This is a genomic window from Streptomyces uncialis (assembly GCF_001905345.1).
In the GTDB taxonomy this organism is placed as follows: domain Bacteria; phylum Actinomycetota; class Actinomycetes; order Streptomycetales; family Streptomycetaceae; genus Streptomyces; species Streptomyces uncialis.
Window position 1 is genome coordinate 381,912 of record NZ_LFBV01000006.1, and the last position, 23,463, is coordinate 405,374.

A 23,463-nucleotide genomic window follows, 5' to 3' on the forward strand; every position below is an offset into this window, starting at 1 on the left:
GGCGGCGGATGCGGGGGCCGTTCGCCGGGGCGGCGCGGACGGCGACGGCGGCGAATGTGCCCGGAGCGGCGCCGCGGGTGGAAACATACGCTCACCGCCCGGAGGCAATCGGTCGGCAAGGACCGATACTGTTCAGCATTGCCGAACGCCCTACGGCATGTGGTCGGCGTGGAGCACCCAGAGGACGCAAGGAGGCGCGGCGATGGCGAAGAACATCCAGTCGCTCGAACGGGCCGCGGCGATGTTGCGTCTGCTCGCGGGCGGTGAGCGGCGGTTCGGCCTGTCCGACATCTCCTCCTCGCTGGACCTCGCGAAGGGCACCGCGCACGGCATCCTGCGGACCCTCCAGGCGGAGGGCTTCGTCGAGCAGGACCCCGCCTCGGGCCGCTATCAGCTGGGCGCCGAACTGCTGCGCCTGGGCAACAGCTACCTCGATGTGCACGAGCTGCGGGCGCGCGCCCTGGTGTGGGCGGACGACCTGGCCCGCTCCAGCGGGGAGAGCGTCTACCTGGGGGTGCTCCACCAGCACGGCGTGCTGATCGTGCACCATGTCTTCCGCCCGGACGACAGCCGTCAGGTGCTGGAGGTGGGGGCGATGCAGCCGCTGCACTCCACCGCGCTGGGCAAGGTCCTCGCGGCGTACGACCCGGTGGCGCACAGCGAGGCGCTGGAGGCCGACCGCAAGTCGTTCACGGCGCGGACGGTGAGCGAGCCGGACGCCTTCGAGGAGACCCTGGGGCTCACTCGCGCGCGCGGGTACGCGTCCGACGTCGAGGAGACCTGGGAGGGCGTCGCGTCGGTCGCCGCCCCCATCCACGACCGGCGCCGGATGCCGGTCGGCTCGGTGGGGATCACCGGTGCCGTGGAGCGGGTGTGCGGCGAGGACGGCGAGCTGCGGCCCCAGCTGATCGCGGCGGTACGCGCGTGTGCGCGGTCCGTCTCCCGCGACCTGGGCGCGGGCCGCTTCTAAAGCCTGCCGGCGGCCGGGCGGGCACTCGTCCGGTTCCCGGCCGCCCGTCCGGTCCTGGCCCGCCGCGCCCATACCGCACCGCACCTCCGCCGGGGTGCCCTGGTCCGGGGTGCGCCGGGCCCTTCCGCGCCCGCGCCGCCCCGCGTAATCCGCCACCCCGCCGATCCGCCACCCCGCTGATCCGCCGCCCCGGGTTCCGCGCTGCCCGGCGACGGCTTCGGCCGCTTCCCGCCGTCGTCCTGCCGTGTCGTGCCGCGTCCTGCCGTCAGTTCTTTCGCGCGCTCGTACGCCCGCGCGCGCGAGGCGGGCCCGCCAAGGGTGCGCCCGGGGCCGATCGGGGCCGTCGGGGGCCGCCCGGGGCCGATCGATAGGCGGCCGCGATCAGTAACGATCGTGTTCTCGATTACACAACCCTTGACTCGCCGGTAACCCCAGGGAAAGACTCCCGTCCATCGGTCGGCATTGTCGAACACCTAACGGCAATACGCGCTAGAGTGTGGCGACACAAGCAACAAAGGAGTCGCGGGTGTCCACCTCCGACATCTTCATCGGCGAGACCATAGGAACCGCCGTCCTCATCCTGCTCGGCGGCGGGGTCTGCGCCGCCGTCACGCTGAAGCATTCCAAGGCCCGGGGCGCGGGCTGGCTGGCCATCACCTTCGGCTGGGGCTTCGCGGTCCTCACCGCGGCCTATCTGGCCGGCGGCGTCTCCGGCGCCCATCTGAACCCGGCCGTCACCCTCGGACTCGCCGTGGAGGGCGGGACGGAATGGGCCGATGTCCCGGTCTACCTGGGCTCCCAGCTCCTCGGCGCCATGATCGGCGCCGTACTTGTGTGGATCACTTACTACGGGCAGTTCCGGGCCCATCTGACCGACCCCGAGATCGTCGGCACTCCCCCGGCTTCCGGTGACAGCGGCCCCGGCCCGGTGCTCGGGATCTTCTCCACCGCTCCGGAGATCCGCAACGCGGTGCAGAACGTCACCACCGAGGTCATCGCGACGGTCGTCCTGGTCCTGGCGATCCTCACCCAGGGCCTCAACGACGAGGGCAACGGCCTCGGCGTCCTCGGCGCCCTCATCACCGCCCTGGTGGTCGTCGGTATCGGTCTGTCCCTGGGCGGCCCCACGGGGTACGCGATCAATCCGGTGCGCGATCTGGGCCCCCGTATCGTCCACGCCCTGCTCCCCCTGCCCCACAAGGGGGGCTCCGACTGGAGCTACGCGTGGGTGCCGGTGGTGGGTCCGCTGATTGGCGGGGTACTCGCGGGCGGTATCTACAACATCGCCTTCACTTAAGGTCACCGCCGACCACCGCCGCGCACCACGACCCGCGCGCCCCACCGGCCCGAGCGACCCGCTCGCGGCCCCGGAATCCCCAGGAGCAGACCCGTGACCGACGCCACCACCTCCAGCGCCCCCGCCCAGGGCGAGGGCGCCCACTCGCACGGCACCGGCCCGTTCATCGCCGCGATCGACCAGGGCACCACGTCCAGCCGCTGCATCGTCTTCGACCGTGACGGCCGGATCGTCTCGGTCGACCAGAAGGAGCACGAGCAGATCTTCCCCAAGCCGGGCTGGGTCGAGCACAACGCCACCGAGATCTGGACCAACGTCCAGGAGGTCGTGGCCGGAGCGATCCGCAAGGCCGGGATCACCCGGGACGACGTCCTGGCCATCGGCATCACCAACCAGCGCGAGACGACCCTGCTGTGGGACCGGAACACCGGTGAGCCGGTGCACAACGCGATCGTCTGGCAGGACACCCGTACCGACGGGCTCTGCAAGGAGCTCGGCCGCAACGTCGGCCAGGACCGCTTCCGCCGCCAGACCGGGCTGCCGCTGTCGAGCTACTTCGCCGGGCCCAAGGCCCGCTGGCTGCTCGACAACGTCGAGGGCCTGCGCGAGCGCGCCGAGGCGGGCGACATCCTCTTCGGCACCATGGACTCCTGGGTCATCTGGAACCTGACCGGCGGGACCGACGGCGGCCGGCACGTCACCGACGTCACCAACGCCTCCCGCACCATGCTGATGAGCCTGCACACCATGGAGTGGGACCCCTCCATCGCCGCCTCCATCGGGGTGCCGATGGAGATGCTCCCCGAGATCCGCTCGTCGTCCGAGGTCTACGGCGAGGTCAAGGGCGGCTCGCTCGGCGAGCTCCTCGGCGGTATCCCGGTCGCCTCGGCGCTCGGTGACCAGCAGGCGGCCCTCTTCGGCCAGACCTGTTTCAGCGAGGGCGAGGCCAAGTCGACGTACGGCACCGGCACGTTCATGCTGATGAACACCAGCAACAAGATCATCAACTCGTACTCGGGGCTGCTGACCACCGTCGGCTACCGGATCGGCGACCAGGAGCCCGTCTACGCGCTGGAGGGGTCGATCGCGGTCACCGGGTCGCTCGTGCAGTGGATGCGCGACCAGATGGGGCTGATCAAGTCCGCCGCCGAGATCGAGACGCTGGCGTCCTCCGTCGAGGACAACGGCGGCGCGTACTTCGTCCCCGCGTTCTCCGGGCTGTTCGCCCCGTACTGGCGCTCCGACGCGCGCGGTGTGATCGCGGGCCTCACCCGGTACGTCACCAAGGCGCACATCGCGCGCGCCGTCCTGGAGGCCACCGCGTGGCAGACCCGGGAGATCACCGACGCGATGACCAAGGACTCCGGTGTCGAACTGACCGCGCTCAAGGTCGACGGCGGAATGACCTCCAACAACCTGCTGATGCAGACCCTCTCGGACGTCCTGGACGCACCCGTGGTGCGCCCGATGGTCGCCGAGACCACCTGCCTCGGCGCGGCCTACGCCGCCGGCCTCGCCGTCGGCTTCTGGCCGGACACCGACGCGCTGCGCGCCAACTGGCGCCGGGCCGCCGAGTGGACACCCCGCATGGACGCGGACAAGCGGGACCGCGAGTACAAGAGCTGGCTCAAGGCCGTCGAGCGGACCATGGGCTGGATCGAGGACGACGAGAGCTGACAGGACAGCGGCGCCGCCGACCCACCGGCGGCGCCGAGCACGAGAGCTGACGAGGAGCACCACACCATGACCACCCAGCCCAGCAGCCCCGCCTACCCCACGCTCGGGCTGCATCCCTCCGCCGGTTCCCACCCGGGCCGCGCCGAGACCCGGGAACAGCTGTCCAGGGCCACGTACGACCTGCTGGTCGTCGGCGGCGGCATCCTGGGCATCTCCACGGCCTGGCACGCGGCCCAGTCGGGGCTGCGGGTGGCACTGGTGGACGCCGGTGACTTCGCGGGCGCCACCTCGTCGGCCTCGTCCAAGCTGCTGCACGGCGGGCTGCGCTACCTCCAGACGGGAGCCGTGAAGCTCGTCGCCGAGAACCACTTCGAGCGGCGCGCGGTCTCCCGTCAGGTGGCGCCCCATCTGGCGAACCCGCTCACCTTCTATCTGCCCGTGTACAAGGGCGGACCGCACGGCGCCGCGAAGCTCGGCGCGGGTGTCTTCGCGTACTCGGCGCTGTCGGCGTTCGGGGACGGCGTCGGCCATCTGCTGTCGCCCGCGCGGGCCCAGCAGGACGTGCCGGAGCTGCGCACGGAGAACCTGAAGGCCGTCGCCGTGTACGGGGACGGGCAGATGAACGACTCCCGGATGGCCCTGATGACGGTCCGCGCGGCCGTCGAGGCCGGGGCCGTCGTCCTCAACCACGCCGAGGTCACCGGACTGCGCTTCACCCGGGGCCGGGTCACCGGAGCGGAGCTGAAGGACCGTCTCGACGGCACGGAGTTCGGGGTCGACGCACGGCTGGTGCTCAACGCGACCGGCCCCTGGGTGGACCACCTCCGGCGGATGGAGCACGCGGGCGCCGACCCGTCGATCCGGCTGTCCAAGGGCGCGCACGTGGTCCTCAAGCGGACCTCGCCGTGGAAGGCGGCCCTCGCCACCCCCATCGACAAGTACCGCATCACCTTCGCCCTGCCCTGGGAGGACATGCTGCTGCTGGGCACCACCGACGAGGCGTTCGAGGGCGACCCGGCGGACGTGTCCGCGACGGAGGGCGACATCACCCAGATCCTCGACGAGGCCGCGTTCTCCGTCCGTGACCAGCAGCTCGACCGCGATCTGATCACCTACTCGTTCGCGGGGCTGCGGGTGCTGCCCGGCGGTCCGGGTGACACCTCCAAGGCCAAGCGGGAGACCGTCGTCAGTGAGGGCCGGGGCGGGATGCTGTCCGTCGCGGGCGGCAAGTGGACGACGTTCCGGCACATCGGGCGCACCATCGTGAACAAGCTCGCCGTGCTGCCCGGACGGCCGCTCGGCGAGGACATGGAGCCCATGTCCTCGCTCCCGAAGCGGCTGCCGCTGCCGGGCGTCGCCAACCCGCAGGCGGTCGCGCACCGGCTGCTGGTGGACGGCGGGACCCCCGGCCCCCGGATGGCCGCCGACACCGCGAAGCACCTGGCCACCCACTACGGCTCGCTGTCCTTCGAGATCGCGCGGCTGGCCAACGAGGACCCCGCGCTGGCCGCGCGCGTCCACCCGGACGCGCCCGAGATCTGGGCCCAGGTCGTCTACGCCCGCGACCACGAGTGGGCCGAGACCGCGGACGACGTGCTGCGCCGCCGCACCACCCTGACCATCCGCGGCCTGGCCACCGACGAGGTCCGCGCCGGGGTGGAGAAGATACTCGGCGGCGACCGCTAGGAAGACGTCCGGGGACAGCGGCCCCCGCGCACGACGACGGTCAGGGCGGTCGGGAAGGCCTGTACGGGCTTTCCCGACCGCCCTGACCGTCTCCCGGACCCCTGGGACCCCTGCCACATCACGTACACACGCCCGCAACGTCCCGCGGCGACAGTGGTCGTATGAAGTTCCAGGTGCTCTCCATCGTCGGCCACGCGCCGCACCCGCTGACCGGTGAACTCCTCTCCCCCGCCGACCGGTTCGACGAGGTGCTGGACGCCGGGGTGGCCGCCGAACGGCTCGGCTTCGACGCCTACGCGATCGGGGAACGGCACGCGGGCGCGTTCCTGTCCTCCAGCCCCACCGTGCTGCTGGCGGCGCTCGCCGCGCGGACCAGCCGGATCAGGCTGCTCACCGGGGTGACCGTGGTCGCGATCCTCGACCCCGTACGGGTCGCGGAGGACTACGCCACCCTCGACCAGCTCTCCCGGGGCCGGATCGAGCTCGTCATCGGCAAGGGCGCCGAGGCGGGCCACTTCGACCTGTTCGGACTGGACGAGGAACGGCAGTGGGACCTCCAGAAGGAGAAGTACGAACTGCTGCGCCGGCTGTGGCGGGAGGAGGGCGTCGACTGGGCGGGCGAGTTCCGGCCCGCGCTGAAGAACGTCACCACCGTGCCCCGCCCCTACGCGGGCCCCCCGCGCGTCTGGCACGGCTCCGCCACCAGCCTCAACTCCCCCGAACTCGCCGCCCGGCACGGCGATCCCCTGTTCACCGCCAACGCCGTCCAGCCGCGCGCGGCGTACGTCCGGCTGATCGACCACTACCGCGAACGCTTCGCGGCGTACGGGCACGACCCCGCGCGCGCCCATGTGGCGGCGGGCTCCGGCGGACTGCTGATAGCGGACACCCATGAGCGGGCCGTGTCCCGGTACAAGGAGCTGTACGAGGCCCGGGTGCGGCAGAACTTCAAGCCCCGGCTGGAGGGGAAGGCGGGCTACAACACGCCCTTCCGGACCATCGAGGACGCCATCGCGGACGGCCCCCAGCTCATCGGATCGCCGCAGCAGATCATCGACAAGATCCTCGGCTACCACTCCGCGTACCGGCACGACCTCCAGTCGGTCACCGTGGACGGCTTCGGTCTCTCCCGGGGCGAGCAGATCGAGACGCTGGAACGATTCGCCGAGGAGATCGCCCCGGTGGTCCGCCGGGAGGCCCCTTCCACGCTGTGGGAATGACCGCGCGGCCCGGCTCGTCGCGGGCCGCGCCACGGTTCTGTCCACGTCGTCCCCACACCCTGGCCGTCCACCGCGCGGGACGGCCGCGAGGCGAGGTCCCCATGGCGGTCACCGACGTGGCCATCGAGAAGATCAAGAGCATGATCGTCACCGGTGCGCTGCGACCCGGGGACCGGTTGCCCCCGGAGAGTGAACTGGCGGGCGCGCTCGGTCTCTCCCGCAACTCGCTGCGCGAGGCGGTCCGGGCGCTGTCCCTGATCCGGGTCCTCGACGTCCGGCAGGGCGACGGCACCTATGTGACCGGCCTCGGCCCGGAGCTGCTGCTGACGGCGGTGGGGTTCGCCGTGGACCTCCACCCGGCCCACACGGCCCCCCAGTTCCTGGCCGTGCGCCGCATCCTGGAACCCGCCGCGGCGGCGCTGGCGGCGGCCCGGATCACCGAGCCCGAGCTCGACGCCCTCCACGCGCTGCTGGACGTCCCGGCGGACACCGTGCCGGAGGCGGAACTGCTCGCCCGTGACCTGGAGTTCCACCGGAGGATCGCCCGCGCCGCGGGGAACCCGGTGCTCTGCGCGCTGCTCGACGCGCTGTCCAGGACCGCTCCCCGGCCCGGCCCTGCCGCCACCGGCCACGGCGTGGCCGCGGACGCCCTGCGCGAACACCGGGCGATCCTCGCGGCCCTGCGGGAGCGGGACGCCGAGGCGGCCAGGTCATGGGTCTCCGTCCACCTGGCGCCGGTGGCTCAGGAGCCGGGTTCCGCTTCCGTGACGGGCTCCCTCCCCGGAGCGGGTGTCACGGGCCGTTGACCGGGGCAGTGTCCGTTCACTCCCCCGTGCGAGGGGGCTGCGGAGGGCCCCCTCGATGGCCGTAAGGTTGGGGCGTACGTGACGGCTTGTCGGAAGGAGGCGCTGGGTGATCGAGCTCGACGGGGTACCCGAGCTGATCGACCCGGTCATGGTGGCCGCGTTCGAGGGCTGGAACGATGCGGGCGACGCAGCCTCCGCCGCGGTCGCGCATCTCGACAGGGAGTGGAAGGGCGAGGTGTTCGCCGCACTCGACGCGGAGGACTACTACGACTTCCAGGTCAACCGTCCCACGGTGTGGCTGGACGGCGGCGTCCGGAAGATCACCTGGCCGACGACGCGGTTGTCCGTGGTCCGGGTGGGCGGTGAGAAGCCGCGGGACCTGGTGCTGGTGCGGGGCATAGAGCCGTCGATGCGCTGGCGGTCGTTCTGCAACGAGTTGCTGGGCTTCGCCCATGAGCTGGGCGTGGAGCTGGTGGTCATCCTCGGCGCGCTGCTCGGCGACACCCCGCACACCCGTCCGGTGCCGGTCAGCGGGGTCACGTCCGATCCCGATCTGGCCCGCACGATGGATCTGGAGGAGACCAAGTACGAGGGCCCCACGGGCATCGTCGGCATCCTCCAGGAGGCGTGCACCCACGCGGGCGTCCCGGCCGTGTCGCTGTGGGCGGCGGTGCCGCACTACGTGTCCCAGCCGCCGAACCCGAAGGCGACCCTGGCGCTGCTGAACCGCCTGGAGGACCTGATCGACCTGCGCATCCCGCTCGGTGAGCTGCCCGAGGACGCGCGCGCCTGGCAGCTCGGTGTGGACCAGCTCGCCGCCGAGGACACCGAGGTGGCCGAGTACGTCCAGACGCTGGAGGAGGCGCGGGACACGGCGGAGCTGCCGGAGGCGACCGGGGAGGCGATCGCGCGCGAGTTCGAGCGCTATCTGCGCCGCCGGGACGGTGGCGGTCCCGGGCCCGCGGGGCCCGGCGCGGCCACCGCGCCGGGGCTGGCAACCGACGGCGGCGAGACCACGTCGTACCTGCGGGAGCCGTCCGGTGAGCGGGTCCGCCAGCCCCGCCCCCAGCGCGCGGCCGACCCGGGCCCGGACACGTCCGACGCCCCGGAGGCGGAGACGGACGCCCAGGACAGCGGGCAGTCCGCGCCGGAGACGGCCGGGGGCACCGCGCGCCGGAAGGCCGCACCGGACAGCGATGTCGAACCTGACACCGATGTCGCGGACACCGGCGCCGCGGAGGAGGCCACGGAGGACGGCGAGACCGCCACCGCCGAGGACACGGAAGGCTCCGGCGACGCGGGCGACGGTGGCGACGCCGAAGGTGCGGACGGCTCGGACGGCGGCCGTGACTCCGAGGGGGCCCAAGGCTCCCCGGGCACGGGTGGCGCCGGAAAGCGGGACAAGGGCCCCGGTGCGGGTCCGGGCCCGGCCCCGGAGCTGGGCTGAGCCCACCGGGGCGCACCGGCGGTACAGCGATCGACGCGGGCCGCCGCACCGGGACAGCCTCCCGGTGCGGCGGCCCGCGCCCTGTGTTCCTGGCCGCGCACGTGTTCCGGCCCGTGCCCTGGTTCCGGCCCGTGGCGTGTTCCGGCCTTCCCCGGGGGCGGGCGAGCGAGGCCGGTCGCGCTGGGCGGCCCGCCCCCGAGGAAGGCCGGTCGTATGAGGCCGGTCGCCGGGTCCGGGATGCGCGGGGTCGTCCGGCCCGGGGGCGCGGCGTCGGGGCCCGGGATGCCCGTACCGTTCCCGGACGGAAGAATTTTCTTCCGGGTGTCGATCGGGCCCGGTCCCGTTCGTCGTCATGGTGCGCGGCGGTCGCCGCACATGAACGGGACACATGACAGGAGTACGGACCATGAAGTACATGCTGCTGATCCAGGCCGGCGCGGTCGACGCACAGGGCGGCGCCGCCGGGTGCGAGGTCTCCGACTGGATCGCCTACGACAAGTCGGTACGGGACGCGGGTATCCATGTCTCGGGCGAGTCCCTGGCCGACCTGGTCACCGCCACCACGGTCCGGGTCTCCGAGGACGGCGAGCGGACCGTGACGGACGGCCCCTTCGCGGAGAGCCGTGAGGTGCTCGGCGGGTTCTACGTCATCGACGTACCGGACCTCGACACCGCGCTGGACTGGGCGGCCCGCTGTCCGGGGTCGCGGGGCACCGGCGCGGTCGTGGTGCGGCCGATCGCGGACTTCGGGGTCTGAGTCATGGCCGCGCCGGAGTCCTGGGACCACGGAGGTCCGACGGCCGCCGACGAGGCGGTGGCATCGGTGTTCCGCGAGGAACACGGACGGCTGCTGGCCTCGCTCGTGGCGCGCTTCGGGGACCTGGACCTGGCGGAGGAGGTCACCTCGCAGGCGCTGGAGGCGGCGCTCGTACGCTGGCCGGTCGACGGGGTGCCGACCCGGCCCGGCGCGTGGCTGCTGACGACGGCACGGCGCAAGGCCGTCGACCGGTTGCGCAGGGACCAGGCGTACGCCGCCCGGCTCGCCGTCCTCCAGGTGGAGGCCGACCGCGCGGCCCCGGCGCCCCCCGCCGACGCGGGCGGCGGGCTCCCCGACGAGCGGCTGACGCTGTTCTTCACCTGCGCCCACCCCGCCCTGCCGGCCGAGGCCCGGGGAGCGCTCACCCTGCGCTGTCTGGCGGGGCTGACCACCCCCGAGGTCGCACGGGCCTATCTGGTGCCGTCCGCGACCATGGCGCAGCGGATCGTCCGGGCGAAGCGGAAGATCCGTGAGGCGCGCATCCCGTTCCGGGTGCCGGGCGCCGACGAGCTGCCCGCGCGGCTGCCCGGGGTGCTCCAGGTGCTCTACTCGATCTTCACCGAGGGGTACACGGCCAGCTCGGGCCCCGAGTTGCAGCGGCTGGACCTCGCCGAGGAGGCGATCCGGCTGACGCGGGTCCTGCGTCGGCTGCTGCCCGCGGAGCGGGAGGTCACCGGGCTGCTCGCGCTGATGCTGCTGGTGCACGCGCGCAGGGCGGCCCGGACGGCGCCGGACGGGGCGCTGGTGCTGCTCGCGGACCAGGACCGCGGGCGCTGGGACCGCGCGATGATCGACGAGGGTCTGGCGCTGGTGCCCGCGGCGCTGGCGGCGGGGCCGCCGGGGCCGTACGGGGTGCAGGCGGCGATCGCCGCGCTGCACGACGAGGCGCCGGATCTGTCCGCGACCGACTGGCCGCAGATCGTGGCGCTGTACGACGTGCTGCTGGCGCTGGCGCCGTCGCCGGTCGTCGCGCTGAACCGGGCGGTGGCGGTGGCCATGCGGGACGGGCCCGCGGCCGGGCTGGCGCTGCTGGACGCGCTCGCCGACGAGCCGCGGCTGCGGGGGCATCATCCGTATCCGGCGGCGCGGGGCGATCTGCTGCGGCGGCTCGGGCGACTGCGGGAGGCCGGGGCGGCCTATCGGGTGGCGTTGGCGCTCGCTGGGACGGAGCCTGAGCGGGCGCATCTGCGGGGCAAGCTTGCGGCCATCGGGGCGACCGGTCGGTCCGGGCCGCCTGATCCGTCCGGGCCGCCTGGCCCACCCGGTCCGTAGGGTCCGTCCGGTCCGTCCGGTCCGTCCGGCGCGGCTTAGGCGCTCGGCTCGGGCCTGGGTTGGCTGTGCTGGGCGCACTCCGGGTCGTGCGGGTCGCTCGTGGGGTGCGCAGTTCCTCGCGCCCCTGGGGTTCCTGTGCCGGGCGTACCTGTTCCTGTGCGGGTACTCCGTGGGTGCGCAGTTCCCCGCGCCCCTGAGGTTGCCTGTGCTCGGCGTACTCCGGGCCGTGCGGGTCGCTCGTGGGGTGCGCAGTTCCTCGCGCCCCTAGGTTTCCTGTGCCGGGCGTACCTGTTCCTGTGCGGGTACTCCGTGGGTGCGCAGTTCCCCGCGCCCCTGAGGTTGCCTGTGCTCGGCGCACTCCGAGCTGTGCGGGTCGCTCGTGGGGTGCGCAGTTCCCCGCGCCCCTGGGTTGCCTTTGCTCGGCGTACTCCGGGGTGTGGGGTAGGTCCCGGCCTCTTCGGGGGGAGAGGCCGGGAGCTACTGGCTCGGGGGGAGGGTTAGAGGGCCACTCCCAGTAGGGCGTCCACGGCGCGGGAGACCACTCCGGGTGCGCCCTCGTCCTGGCCGCCGTCCGCCGTCTGGCGGTCGGCCCAGCGGTCGACCGCGGCGAGGGCCGTGGGCGCGTCCAGGTCGTTCGAGAGGGCCGCGCGGATCTCCTCGACGAGGTCGTCGGCGGGCGGGCCGTCGGGGCGGGAGACTGCCGCGCGCCAGCGGGCGAGGCGGGCCACCGCCTGCTCCAGCGCGGAGTCCGTCCACTCCCAGTCGGCCCGGTAGTGGTGGGCGAGCAGGGCGAGCCGGATCGCGGCGGGGTCGACGCCCGCGCGGCGCAGGGCCGAGACGAAGACCAGGTTGCCCTTGGACTTCGACATCTTCTCGCCGTTCAGGGCGACCATCCCGGCGTGGACGTACGCCTTCGCGAAGGGGTGCTCGCCGGTCAGCGCCTGGGCGTGCGAGGCGCCCATCTCGTGGTGCGGGAAGGCCAGGTCGGAGCCGCCGCCCTGGATGTCGAAGCCCATCCCGAGATGGTCGAGGGCGATGGCCACGCACTCGATGTGCCAGCCGGGCCTGCCCCGGCCGAGGGAGCCGCCGTCCCAGTCGGGCTCGCCCTCCCGCGCGGCCTGCCACAGCAGCGGGTCGAGCGGGTTCTTCTTGCCGGGCCGGTCGGGGTCGCCGCCGCGCTCGGCGGACAGCAGCCGCATGGCGGCGGCGTCGAGCCGGGAGACCTCCCCGAAGTGCGGGTCGGACTCGACGGAGAAGTAGACGTCGCCTTCGAGTTCGTAGGCGGCGCCCGCGTCCCGGAGGCGTTCCACGAGCGGGACGATGCCCGGTATGGCCTCGACGGCTCCTATGTAGTGCCGCGGCGGGAGCATCCTGAGGGCGGTCATGTCCTCGCGGAAGAGGGTGGTCTCGCGGTCGGCGAGCCCCGCCCAGTCGACGCCGTCACGTGCGGCGCGTTCCAGTAGGGGGTCGTCGATGTCCGTCACGTTCTGGACGTAGTGGACCTGGCGCTTGGTGTCGAGCCACACGCGCTGCACGAGGTCGAACGCGTTGTAGGTCGCCGCGTGACCCAGATGGGTCGCGTCGTACGGCGTGATGCCGCAGACGTAGATACGGGCGACGGGACCGGGGTCGAGAGCGACGAGGCCGCCGGTCGCGGTGTCGTGGATCTTGAGGTCGCGGCCCTGTCCGGGCAGGGCGGGTACCTCTGAAGCGGGCCAGGCATGCATGTCTTGAGCGTAACCGGACGGTGCGTCCGGTACACCGGTGGCCAGGTGTTTAAACCGGCGGCCAGGGGATCGCGGGCCATTCGCCGCCCGGTTTGGGATGGATACCGGCGGCCAGGAGGGCGGCCACCCGCGCGCGGGTGGCGGCGATCTCGGTCTCGGTGAGCAGGGTGGTGAGCCGGGCCGCGAGGGCCTGTCCGGGCTCCAGGGCCGCTTCGAGGGCCGTCAGGGCGGTCAGCGCGTCCTCGGGGAGGGGTTCGCCCGCCCAGCCCCACAGCAGGGTGCGGAGCTTGTCGTCCGTGTGGAATGTCACTCCATGATCGATGCCGTAGAGGCGTCCGGCGGCGGTGGGCAGCAGATGGCCGCCCTTGCGGTCGGAGTTGTTGATCACGGCGTCGAGGACGGCCAGCCGGCGCAGCCGGTCGTCGTCCGCGTGCACGAGCAGGGCGGTGCGGCCGCCGCCGACGTCGGCGAAGCCGATGGCCTTCCAGCCGGGCCCCGGTTCCTCGGTGTCGAGGAGGGCGAGCAGTCCCGTACCGGGGTCGTCGCCCGTACCTGGGCCGTCGGGGGTGCCGGGGACGGCGAGGGTCGCGGCCGAGCCCTCGATCCACAACTGGCACATGCCCTCGCCGTAGGGTCCGGCGCGCAGCACGGTGGGCGGGACGAGTCCCCAGCCGAGGGCCTCGGACACCTCGTAGGCGGCGACCTCGCGCTGGGCGAGGGTGCCGTCGGGGAAGTCCCACAGGGGGCGCTCCCCGGCGATGGGCTTGTAGGCGCAGTGGACCCGCTCGCCCTCGTGCTCGACGGTGCAGTACAGGACCGCGTTGGACGCCTCCTGGACCCGGCCGCGGACCGTCAGCTCACCGTGGGTGAGCAGGTCGGTGACGGTCATGCGCCGCGGCGGTATCCGTTCTGGCGCGGACATACGTGTCCTTCCGGGTCGAGCGGCAGGCTGCACAGCGGGCAGGGCGGACGGCCCGCGTTGACGACGTCCAGGGCGCGTTTGGCGAAGGCCCTGGCCTGGACGCCGCTGAGCCGGACCCGGAGCATCGGGGGGCCGTTCTCCTCGTCCTGGAGGAGGCGTTCCTCGGCCTCGGCCAGATCCTCGTCGGACTCGGCGTCCAGCTCGACGAGGGCCTGCGCCTCGACGATCATGCGCTGTTCCTCGCCGTCCCAGGCGAGGGCCATGGTGCCGACCCGGAACTCCTCCTCGACGGGGGTGTCCAGGGGCGCGGTGTCGGAGATCTCCGTGGGTGCCATCGCGGGGACGGAGGCGCTGCCGCCGCTGCGGCGGACGACCTCGTCGAGGAGTTCGTCCATGCGCTCGGCCAGCGCGGCGACCTGGGTCTTCTCCAGGGCGACACTCGTGACGCGGGTCCCGGAGGAGGCCTGGAGGAAGAAGGTACGGCGCCCTGGCAGTCCGACCGTACCGGCCACGAAACGCTCCGGCGGGTCGTAGAGGAACACCTGACGCGACACGTCCGGATCTCCCTTGGGATCGACGGGTCGATCAAGGGATCGCCCGGGTTCACTGGCTTGGTTCCGACCGCTTCACCCTACTGCGGTCGGCGATCACGGCGCGCCCGCTCCTCCCCCCACCTCGGCGGTGGCGGCGGACGCGTCGGTGGGGGCGGCGTCCGTGTCGTCCCGGGGCAGCAGCGACGCGAAGTCGCCGGTGTCCCCGAGGCGGACGAGGTAGGGCCGCAGCCGGGTGTAGCGGATCACGGTCACCGAGCAGGGTTCGACGGACACCCGCTGGAAGAGGTCCAGGTGGAGTCCGAGGGCCTCGGCGACGAGCGACTTGATGATGTCGCCGTGCGAGCACATCAGGTACGTGGCGTCATCGCCGTGCTCGTCGGCCACGCGCGCGTTCCACTCGCGGACGGCCTCGGCGGCGCGGGTGGACATGGCCCGCATCGACTCGCCGCCGGGGAAGGCGGCGGCGGAGGGGTGCTGCTGGACGATGTCCATGAGCGGCTCGTCGTTGAGCTCGGACAGTTTGCGGCCGGTCCAGTCGCCGTAGTCGCACTCACCGATCCGGTCGTCGGTGTGGTGGGTCAGTCCGGGCCGGGCGGCGAGCAGGGGCGCGACGGTCTCCTGGCAGCGCTGGAGCGGGCTGGTGACGACCGCGGCGACGGGGACGCCGTCCAGCCGGCCGGGGAGCGCGGCGGCCTGGGCGGAGCCGCGCTCGTCGAGGGAGATACCGGGCGTCCAGCCCGCGAGCAGGCCCGCGGTGTTGGCGGTGGAGCGTCCGTGGCGGACGAGGATCAGCGTGGGCATACCGACAGCCTAGGCGTGGGGGGTGTGCGCTCCTCGGGCGAGGGGAACACGTGCTGCGTGATCGTGGACTCTGCCATCTACCAGGACGGGCGCCGTATGGCGGGGCCCGCCGATCTCTCCGACGCGCTCGCGCGGGCCCGCGCCGAGGGTGACGCGTTCTTGTGGATAGGGCTGCATGAGCCGACGGAGGAGGAGTTCGAGCACGTCAGGACCGAGTTCGGGCTGCATCCACTGGCGGTCGAGGACGCCCTGAACGCCCACCAGCGCCCCAAGCTGGAGGTGTACGACGACTCGCTGTTCGTGGTGCTGAAGCCGGTGGTGTACGAGCCGGAGGGCGACACCGTGTCCTCGGGCGAGGTGATGCTGTTCCTCGGGGACTCGTTCATGGTGACCGTGCGCCACGGTGAGGGTTCGCCGCTCGGGTCGGTGCGGCAGCGTCTGGAAGCGGAGCCGGGGCTGCTGAAGCAGGGGCCCACGGCGGTGCTGTACGCGATCTCCGACGCGGTCGTGGACCACTATCTGGATGTCGCGACCGAGCTCCAGACGGACCTGGAGGAGCTGGAGGCGCAGGTCTTCTCACCGGAGGGCGGGCGGTCCCGGCACACGGCGATGCGGATCTACAACTTCAAGCGGCAGATCCTGGAGTTCCGGCGGGCCACGGTGCCCCTGGGGGCGCCGCTGGGGCGGCTGGCGGGCACGGGGCCCTTCGCGGCGGCGGTGCCGTTCGTGGCGGAGTCCGCACAGCCGTTCTTCCGCGATGTCAGCGACCATCTGACCCGGGTGAACGAGTCCGTGGAAGGGCTGGACCGGCTGGTGTCGGACATCCTGTCGGCGCATCTGGCGCAGATGAGCGTCCGGCAGAACGACGACATGCGCAAGATCTCCGCGTGGGCGGCGATGGCGGCCGTCCCGACGATGATCGCGGGCATCTACGGCATGAACTTCGACCATATGCCGGAGCTGCACTGGACGTGGTCGTACCCGGCGGTGATCGCGCTGATGGTGGGGCTGGAGATCGTCCTGTACCGGACGTTCAAGCGGCGCGGCTGGCTGTGAGTGACGCGGAGCGGGGGCGGCGAGCCGCGTGACCGGCTGGTGGCGGACGGCTGACGGCTGACGACGGCCGACCTGTGGCGGACGGCTCACGGCGGACGCCTTCTGGAGTGACGCCGCACGCGCGCGCGTGCGGCGTCCTCCGGATCACGGACCGTCCGTCATGGGTTCAGGCGAACTCGGGGGCGGCGGTCGCGGGACCGCCCAGCGCGTCGCGGCGTTCGGGCATCGCCAGGGACACCATGCGCCGCCAGCCGAAGGCGCGCTCGTAGGCGTACACCGCGTGGATACCGGCGGCGAGGGCCGCGCTCTTGGCCTTGGGCCAGCCGAGGATGCGGCCCATGTGTGCCATCACGGCGAGGCTGACGTCACGGTAGATCCGGATCTCGGCGAGCGCGCACTGTTCGAGGGTGCGCTGGATCGCACGGCCGTGTCCGGCGTAGGCGAACCTCAGCAGTTCCTCGTGGCAGTACGCGAGGTGGTTGTCCTCGTCGTTGGAGATCATCCTGACCGCGCGCCCGAGGTCGGGATGGTCGGCGAAGTACCTGCGCAGCAGCCGCATCTGTTCGGAGGCGCGCTGTTCGGTGACCCTGCTGTGGGCGAGGTAGGTGACGATGTCCTGGACGGTGAGCGGCTCGTCCCGGTGGAGCTTGTCGTGGGCGAGGCCGATGCCCCGGCGTTCCAGGAGCATCGTGTAGTCGGTGTCCTGGGGCACGTCGACGGGGGTCAGTCCGCGCTTCTTGATGAGCGCGTTGAAGATCCGCCCGTGCTTGTCCTCGTCGGCGCCGTGCCGGACGACCTTGGGCGCGATGTCGCGCTCGGTGACGGGCACGAGGGCCGCGATCCGGCCGTTCTCCCAGCCGCCCTGGGATTCCCCGCTGGCGGCGATGGAGCAGAACAGGCGGAACGACTCGTCGTTGTCGAGGATCTCCTGGAACAGGCTCTTGGCCGAGAGCATGACTGCCACCTCCGTGCAGGGGTCCGCGCACCACGAGTCAAATGCGGGACGGGCCGAACGGCAACAGCTCTGGGCGCCCACTCGGCCGAACGAAGGACCCCTCCACGCGCGCGGGGACCCGCCGGTGAGGGCGTAACCAGGAGCGCGCGGAGGCGTTGTACGGGGTGACGGCCGTGGCGGGGAAGACCCCCGAGCCCCCACCACGGCCGGGCCGGGGGTCAGCCGAGGCCGGCGTGCTCCAGGGCCTGCGACCCGGCCCGCAGCGCGGCGATCCGCTCCTCCAGGGTGAACCCGGCGGGGGCCAGTGTGAGGGTGGTGACCCCGGCCGCGGCGTACGCCTTCATCCGGTCCGCGATCCGTTCGACGGACCCGAGGAGCGTGGTGGAGTCGATCAGCTCGTGCGGGATCGCCGCGGCGGCGCCGACCTTGTCGCCGGACAGGTACTTGTCCTGGATCTCGGCGGCCTCGCGCTCGTAGCCCATGCGCTGGGCGAGCTGGTTGTAGAAGTTCTGCTTGCGGCTGCCCATGCCACCGACGTAGAGCGCGGTGTACGGGCGGAACGTGTCCGCGAGCGCGGTCACGTCCTTGTCGTCACCGAGGGCGAGCGGCAGCGTGGGGCAGACGTCGAAGCCGTCGAGTGTCAGGCCCGCCTTGTCGCGTCCCGCGCGCAGATGCCGGATCGCGGTGTCCTCCAGATGGTCGGCCGAGGAGAAGATCAGCAGGGCGCCGTCGGCGATCTCGCCGGTCTGCTCCAGGTTCTTCGGGCCGATCGCGGCGATGTACAGGGGGATGTGCTCGCGCTCGGGGTGGACGGTCAGCTTCAAAGGCTTGCCGGGGCCGCCGGGCAGCGGCAGTGTCCAGTGGGCACCCTCGTACGAGAGACGTTCGCGGGTCATGGCCTTGCGGACGATCTCCACGTACTCACGGGTACGGGCGAGGGGCTTGTCGAACTTCACCCCGTACCAGCCCTCGGAGACCTGGGGGCCGGAGACACCGAGGCCGAGCCGGAACCGGCCGCCCGACAGGGAGTCCAGGGTGGCGGCGGTCATCGCGGTCATCGCGGGCTGGCGGGCCGGGATCTGGAGGATGGCGGAGCCCACGTCGATACGTTCCGTCTGGGCGGCGACCCAGGACAGCACGGTGGGCGCGTCGGAGCCGTACGCCTCCGCGGCCCAGCAGACGGCGTAGCCGAGCCGGTCCGCCTCCTGGGCGACCGCGAGATTGTCCGCGTCCATTCCCGCGCCCCAGTAGCCGAGGTTGATCCCGAGCTGCATGGCCGATTCCCCTTACTGACGAGTAACGTGGCTGTGCGGCTGACCCTAGCGCGCGGCGGGCGATCCGTCAGGACCGGTGGGCGCCGCGCTCCCGTCCGTCCCCCGCCACCTGGGGAGTCACCCGTGGTGGGGACGGCCGTGCCGGTTCGGCGTGGGTTGTCCACAGGCTCCGCGCCGCCGGACATCCGGCCAGTAGTGTCAACGCCCATGGAGCAGAGGTATCTCGGCCGTACCGGCCTGCGTGTGTCCCGCATCGGGCTCGGCACCCTGACCTGGGGCCGCGACACCGACGAGAGCGACGCCGCCGACCTGTTGAAGCTGTTCTGGGACGCGGGCGGCTCCCTGGTCGACACGGCCGATGTGTACGGCGACGGGGAGGCGGAGTATCTGCTCGGGCGCCTGATAGAACGCCTCGTGCCGCGGCGGGATCTGGTGATCGCCACCAAGGCGGGCAGCGTGCCCGACCCGCAACGGCGCTTCGACGGCTCGCGCGGGCATCTGCTGAGCGCCCTGGACGCCTCCCTCGCCCGTCTCGGCACGGACCACGTCGATCTGTGGCAGCTCCACGCCTTCGACCCGACGACCCCGCTGGAGGAGACCCTTCAGGCCGTCGACATCGCCGTCAGCAGCGGCCGGGCACGGTACGCGGGCGTCTCCAACTACTGCGGCTGGCAACTCGCGAAGGCCGCCACCTGGCAGCTCGCCGCCCCCGGCACCCGGGCCCGGCTGGCGAGTACGCAGATGGAGTACTCGCTGCTCCAGCGCGGGGTGGAGCGCGAGGTGCTGCCCGCCGCGCTGGACCTGGGCGTGGGGCTGCTGCCCTCGTCCCCGCTCGGCCGCGGGGTGCTCACGGGGAAGTACCGGCACACCACTCCCCCGGACTCACGCGGCGCCTCCGAGCATCTGTCGCTCTTCGTGGAGCCGTACCTGGACAACGAGGGCGCCCGCATCGTGGACGCCGTGACGACCGCCGCCGACGGTCTCGCCGTCACCCCGCTCCAGGTGGCCCTCGCCTGGGTGCGGGACCGCCCGGGCGTGACGGCCCCGATCGTCGGCGCGCGCCACGCGCAGCAGCTCACGGCAGCGCTGTCAGTGGAGACCCTTAGTCTTCCTGACGAGATCCGCCGGGCCCTCGACGATGTGTCGGCGCCCATCCACCGCTATCCCGACCAGGACTGGAGCACGTTGTGAACACGGAGGCCGCGCACCCCCGGGCCGCAGGGCCCGCGCCGGAGACCGAGGCCGCGAGCGGGGCGGGCGGCCAGGACGGTGACGCGCCTGAACCCCGGGACGGGTCCGGTCCGGGGGCGCGGGGGAACGGCCTCGGTGACGACCAGGTCGGCCAGGGCGAGCAGGTAAGCCGGAGCGACCCTGATGGCCAGGGCGAGCAGGGGGACGGTCCGGCGAGCGGAGCGGCCGGCGCCCCCGGCGACGGGGAGGCGGCGGACATCACGGACGGCACGACGGACGACATGGCGGACGCGGTCGGGTCCGGCGACGACGCGGCCCCGGCGGACGGCGACAGCTCGGCGGGCACCAGCGGTGAGAACGGTGACGAGGCCGGTGAAGCCGGTGAAGCCACCGTCGTAGCCGTCGCAACCGGTACGGACGGCGAGAAGGCGGCGGAGGCCACCGAGGCCGAGGCCGAACTCGCCGCGCAGCGCGAGGTGCGTGAGCGGATCGAGCGGCGCAAGGCCGAGAAGGCGGGGCCCGTCGACAGCGGCGCCAAGCTGAGCGGGACCGCCGCCGAACTGCTGGCCGCCGTGCGCGCGGTCGAGAGCGGTGAGAAGCCCGCGAAGACCTTCGGCGAACCGGCCGCGGCCCCGCGCAGGCCCGCCGCGCCGCCCGTCGCACCCGCGCCGCGTCCGGTCGTGGCGCCGGGCCCCTCCGCGCCCGCTCCGCCGCCCGCGACCGTGGGCGGGATCGGTACGGTCCTGGCCGAGGGCGGGGCCCCGGAGTCGCTGGCCGGTGCGGTGGCCGCCACGCTCGGGGAGGACGCGGCCGAGCGGCTGCGGGACGATCCGTGGCAGTTGCTCCGGGTCCCCGGTGTCCGTCCCGAGCAGGCCGACAGCTTCGCCCGGGCCTGCCTCGGGCCCGACTGCGGCCCGGCCGACGAGCGCCGGGGCCGGGCCATCACCGTCTGGCTGCTGGATCAGGCGGCGCTGGCGGGACACACCGCGCTCGACGCGCCCGCGCTGAGCGCGGCGCTGGAGCAGCGGTCCGTTCCGGTGCCCGACTCCGCGGTGCAGAGCGCCATCGCCGAAGGCGAGGTGCTGGTCTTCCAGGACGTGTTGGACATCCCCGGCGCCACCCCCGGTGAGACACCGCGCCCGGCGGCCGAGGCCGGACCGGCGGGCGAGGGTCCCGAAGGAAACGACGGGACCGACGGGACCGACGCCGAGGAGGGCGAACCGGAGCGGCCGGTACGGGTCCTCATCGGGCTGGAGCGCTTCGCGCTGGCCGAGGAGAGCCTGGCCGACGGGCTCGCCCGACTGGTGAACTCACCGGTGGACGGCGGCGCGGGGCCCACGGAGCCGGAACCGGCCGCCGGAGCGGCGCGCGGCGCCGCCGCCGAGCTGATCCGCGCCTGCGCGACGCACGCCCTTGTGGCACACACCGGCGGCGAGGCCGCGCGCGCGGAGGTCGCCGCCCTGGTGACCGCGGAGCTGGCGCGGGGCCGACGGGTGATCGCGGCCACGCACACCGCGGACGGACGCGACAGGTTCGCCGCTCTCCTCGCGGCGGCCGGCGCCCCGGGGGGCGCTCAGGGCGTTCAGGGGGACGGGCCGGACCCGCGGGCCGCCGGGGTCGCGGTGACCGTCGCCGGGCTGCTGTCCGGTGCCGAGGGGCCGGGCCGGGACGGCGAGGGCGCGCTGGTCACGGATCTGCTGGTGGTGCTGGACGCGCCACAGCTGGACGTGGAGAGCGCCGCGATGCTCGTGGAGTCGCTGCCGGACGGGGCACGTCTGGTGCTGAGCGGTGATCCGGCCGTGCTGTGGTCGACGGGTCCCGGCCGGGTCTTCGCGGATCTGCTGGCGGCCCGGGTCTGCCCCCAGATCGCTTCCCGCACCCCGGACCCGGGCCCGATCGGTGAACTGATCTCCGGTATCGCGTTCGGTGAGCTCACCCAGGTCGAGGCCCCCGGCAAGGAAGTCATGATCGTCCCAGTCCGGGACCCGGGCGAGGCGGTGCACCGCACGGTCCAGCTGGTCGCCGACTCGATCCCCCGGGCCCTCGGGGTACCGGCCGAGCACACTCAAGTGATCACTCCGGGCCATGGGGGCGCGGTGGGCACCCGCGCCTTGAACACCGCGCTCAAGGAGCGGCTCAACCCCGGTCCGGGCAGGTTCGGCGGGTTCGACCCGGGTGACCGGGTGGTGTGGTCACCCGTGCCGGGCCGCGCGGTCCCGGGCAGCGTGGTGGGCGCCGACGCGGAAGGGCTGCGGCTGGAGTGCGACGGTTCGCCGGTCGTGGTGGCCCGGGAGCGGGTCGAGCAGAGCGTGCGGCACGGCTGGGCGATGACCGCCCACCAGGCCGTGGGGCGGCGCTGGCCCGCCGCCGTCGTCGTCCTGCCGGGGGACGCGGCGCACACCCTGAGCCGGGCGTGGGTGTACACCGCCTTCGGCCGGGGCGAGCGGCATCTGTCCGTGGTGCACGGGGTGGAGCAGGCGTTGCCCCGCGCGGTGGCTGAGGGCGCGCCCAAGCCGCGTACGACACGGTTGGCGGACCTGCTGCGCGGCCAGGTACCGGCGGCGGAGTAGGACCGCGGGGCCGCGTGCGAGGGGGCCGACCCCTCGTACGGCGGCGGTGCTCGGCCCGGAACGGGCGTCACGGCGTCACGGCGTCACGGCGTCACGGCGTCACGGCGTCACGGCGTCACGGCGTCACGGCGTCACGGCGTCACGGCGTCACGGCGTCACGGCGTCACGGCGTCACGGCGTCAGGGCGTCAGGGCGTCAGGGCGTCAGGGCGTCAGGGTGGAACGGCGACCGGCCCCCGGGGTCCCTCTACGGGGAGCCCGGGGGCCGGTGGGTTGTGCGTGGCGGTGGGGTGCGGGCAGCGGGTCAGCGTCCCCCGTCGCGCCGCTGCGGCCCCTCGCCGTCGGGATCGCCGCCGTCCGGATCGGGTTCGCCGTCCGGGTCGTCGTCCGGGTCGTCGTCGCGACCGGAGGTGGGCTCGATGTCGAGGTCGTCCTCCAGCCCGGGGCGGTCGTCGTCGACCGCCGCGTCCACGAGGTCCGTGAGGGCGTCCGCCGTGTCGGTGCGGGGCTCGACGGCCCCGGTCCGCACGGTGTCCTCGATGTCGTCGTCCAGATCGTCGATGTCCACGATGTCCTCGTCGTCGAAGACGGCGCTGACATCGAAGCGGCACACCACCCGCTGCGGGTCCGCGTGCTCGAAGGGGCTCTCCAGCCACACGCCCGGGTCCTCCGGGTCGTCGGTGGCCGTCACCCACAGCGTGGAGTCGCCCTCCTCCAGCCCGAACTCCTTGTGCCGGGAGGCGATCTCGTCGGGTTCGAACTCCCCGAAGAGGACGCCGAGCGCGCCGTGCACGGTGGTGCCCGCCGTGTCGACGAGCGGCGCGCCGTCCGCCTCGGCGGCCTCTACGCGCTGGGCCTGGGCCATGAGCCGCTGCGGCTCCACCACCGAGTAGTCGCGGCGGATCAGCACGCTGACCGCGTTCGGCTCCTCGGGGCCGGTGTACGGAGGAAGGGCGTCCTCCGAACCGGGGATCTCGAAGGGGGTGACCTCGTCGTAGCGGTCGTAGAGCAGCTCGTCGTACTCCTCGGCCGCGACGGCCAACTCGTTGAACGCTTCGTAGACGGCCGGGTCGTCCTCCCCCGACCTCCGCTCGACCGCGGCAAGGTGGCGGTCGAGCGCGGCCTTGACCGCCTCGGCGGCGGCGCGTACCTCGGCAACCGTGGGCTGCGCAGCATCAGACATAGTGCAGACGCTATCCGTACCGGGCCGGTGCCCGCACAA

General features: G+C 73.1%; 19 protein-coding genes. 12 read left to right on the forward strand and 7 right to left on the reverse strand.

Features of this window, described 5'->3' with window-relative positions; genetic code table 11:
• Positions 1 to 202: 202 nt before the first annotated feature.
• The 9 genes from AB852_RS24170 to AB852_RS24210 all read left to right on the forward strand — a co-directional run bounded on the left by AB852_RS24170 (position 203) and on the right by AB852_RS24210 (position 11,192).
• Positions 203 to 970 (forward strand): IclR family transcriptional regulator, encoded by a 768-nt coding sequence (locus AB852_RS24170; protein ID WP_073792270.1) that lies wholly within the window; start codon positions 203 to 205, stop codon positions 968 to 970.
• 526 nt (positions 971 to 1,496) lie between these two features.
• Positions 1,497 to 2,267, forward strand: coding sequence for an MIP/aquaporin family protein (locus AB852_RS24175; protein ID WP_073792271.1), 771 nt, complete (start codon positions 1,497 to 1,499; stop codon positions 2,265 to 2,267).
• Between the two features lie 93 nt (positions 2,268 to 2,360).
• Positions 2,361 to 3,944, forward strand: a complete 1,584-nt coding sequence (gene glpK, locus AB852_RS24180) for a glycerol kinase GlpK (protein WP_073792272.1) — start codon at positions 2,361 to 2,363, stop codon at positions 3,942 to 3,944.
• Between the two features lie 66 nt (positions 3,945 to 4,010).
• Positions 4,011 to 5,630, forward strand: coding sequence for a glycerol-3-phosphate dehydrogenase/oxidase (locus AB852_RS24185; protein WP_073792273.1), 1,620 nt, complete (start codon positions 4,011 to 4,013; stop codon positions 5,628 to 5,630).
• Between the two features lie 161 nt (positions 5,631 to 5,791).
• Positions 5,792 to 6,850 carry an LLM class flavin-dependent oxidoreductase gene (locus AB852_RS24190; protein WP_073792274.1) on the forward strand — a complete coding sequence of 353 codons (1,059 nt, stop codon included), beginning with the start codon at positions 5,792 to 5,794 and terminating at the stop codon, positions 6,848 to 6,850.
• 101 nt (positions 6,851 to 6,951) lie between these two features.
• Positions 6,952 to 7,656 carry a FadR/GntR family transcriptional regulator gene (locus tag AB852_RS24195; RefSeq protein ID WP_073792275.1) on the forward strand — a complete coding sequence of 235 codons (705 nt, stop codon included), beginning with the start codon at positions 6,952 to 6,954 and terminating at the stop codon, positions 7,654 to 7,656.
• Positions 7,657 to 7,762: 106 nt separating this feature from the next.
• The gene (locus AB852_RS24200; protein WP_073792276.1) at positions 7,763 to 9,103 is read left to right on the forward strand and encodes a PAC2 family protein; all 1,341 of its coding nucleotides are present in this window, start codon (positions 7,763 to 7,765) and stop codon (positions 9,101 to 9,103) included.
• Positions 9,104 to 9,509: 406 nt separating this feature from the next.
• Positions 9,510 to 9,860: a YciI family protein gene (locus AB852_RS24205; protein ID WP_073792277.1), complete on the forward strand. Its 351-nt coding sequence runs from the start codon at positions 9,510 to 9,512 to the stop codon at positions 9,858 to 9,860.
• Positions 9,861 to 9,863: 3 nt separating this feature from the next.
• A complete protein-coding gene (locus tag AB852_RS24210; protein ID WP_073792278.1) occupies positions 9,864 to 11,192 on the forward strand; it encodes an RNA polymerase sigma factor in 1,329 nt (442 codons plus the stop codon).
• A gap of 497 nt (positions 11,193 to 11,689) precedes the next feature.
• Here the strand turns inward: AB852_RS24210 and mshC are convergent, their stop codons facing one another.
• The 4 genes from mshC to AB852_RS24230 form a co-directional block, all read right to left on the reverse strand.
• The gene (gene mshC / locus AB852_RS24215) at positions 11,690 to 12,919 is read right to left on the reverse strand and encodes a cysteine--1-D-myo-inosityl 2-amino-2-deoxy-alpha-D-glucopyranoside ligase (protein ID WP_073792279.1); all 1,230 of its coding nucleotides are present in this window, start codon (positions 12,917 to 12,919) and stop codon (positions 11,690 to 11,692) included.
• Between the two features lie 49 nt (positions 12,920 to 12,968).
• Complete coding sequence (locus AB852_RS24220; RefSeq protein ID WP_107499328.1) at positions 12,969 to 13,841, reverse strand: SCO1664 family protein; 873 nt, start codon at positions 13,839 to 13,841, stop codon at positions 12,969 to 12,971.
• Positions 13,805 to 14,395 (reverse strand): DUF3090 domain-containing protein, encoded by a 591-nt coding sequence (locus AB852_RS24225; RefSeq protein ID WP_073792281.1) that lies wholly within the window; start codon positions 14,393 to 14,395, stop codon positions 13,805 to 13,807. The genes AB852_RS24220 and AB852_RS24225 overlap by 37 nt, the downstream gene beginning before the upstream one ends.
• Positions 14,396 to 14,488: 93 nt before the next feature.
• Positions 14,489 to 15,196 carry a histidine phosphatase family protein gene (locus AB852_RS24230; RefSeq protein ID WP_073792282.1) on the reverse strand — a complete coding sequence of 236 codons (708 nt, stop codon included), beginning with the start codon at positions 15,194 to 15,196 and terminating at the stop codon, positions 14,489 to 14,491.
• Between the two features lie 57 nt (positions 15,197 to 15,253).
• On the opposite strand from AB852_RS24230, the gene corA reads away from it, so the two are divergent.
• Positions 15,254 to 16,252: a magnesium/cobalt transporter CorA gene (gene corA, locus AB852_RS24235; protein ID WP_073792283.1), complete on the forward strand. Its 999-nt coding sequence runs from the start codon at positions 15,254 to 15,256 to the stop codon at positions 16,250 to 16,252.
• 166 nt (positions 16,253 to 16,418) lie between these two features.
• Here the strand turns inward: corA and AB852_RS24240 are convergent, their stop codons facing one another.
• Positions 16,419 to 17,207 carry a ferritin-like domain-containing protein gene (locus AB852_RS24240; protein ID WP_073792284.1) on the reverse strand — a complete coding sequence of 263 codons (789 nt, stop codon included), beginning with the start codon at positions 17,205 to 17,207 and terminating at the stop codon, positions 16,419 to 16,421.
• A gap of 218 nt (positions 17,208 to 17,425) precedes the next feature.
• Positions 17,426 to 18,481: an LLM class F420-dependent oxidoreductase gene (locus AB852_RS24245; RefSeq protein WP_073792285.1), complete on the reverse strand. Its 1,056-nt coding sequence runs from the start codon at positions 18,479 to 18,481 to the stop codon at positions 17,426 to 17,428.
• Positions 18,482 to 18,688: 207 nt separating this feature from the next.
• Here AB852_RS24245 and AB852_RS24250 point away from each other — a divergent pair, with 207 nt between their 5' ends.
• Together AB852_RS24250 and AB852_RS24255 are read left to right on the forward strand one after the other, a co-directional pair.
• Positions 18,689 to 19,672, forward strand: a complete 984-nt coding sequence (locus tag AB852_RS24250; RefSeq protein WP_073792286.1) for an aldo/keto reductase — start codon at positions 18,689 to 18,691, stop codon at positions 19,670 to 19,672.
• On the forward strand, positions 19,669 to 22,242 hold the full coding sequence (locus AB852_RS24255) for a helix-hairpin-helix domain-containing protein (RefSeq protein ID WP_073792287.1): 2,574 nt from the start codon (positions 19,669 to 19,671) through the stop codon (positions 22,240 to 22,242). The genes AB852_RS24250 and AB852_RS24255 overlap by 4 nt, the downstream gene beginning before the upstream one ends.
• 303 nt (positions 22,243 to 22,545) lie before the next feature.
• Here AB852_RS24255 and AB852_RS24260 read toward each other — a convergent pair whose 3' ends face one another.
• Complete coding sequence (locus AB852_RS24260) at positions 22,546 to 23,424, reverse strand: hypothetical protein (RefSeq protein ID WP_073792288.1); 879 nt, start codon at positions 23,422 to 23,424, stop codon at positions 22,546 to 22,548.
• Positions 23,425 to 23,463 lie beyond the last annotated feature (39 nt).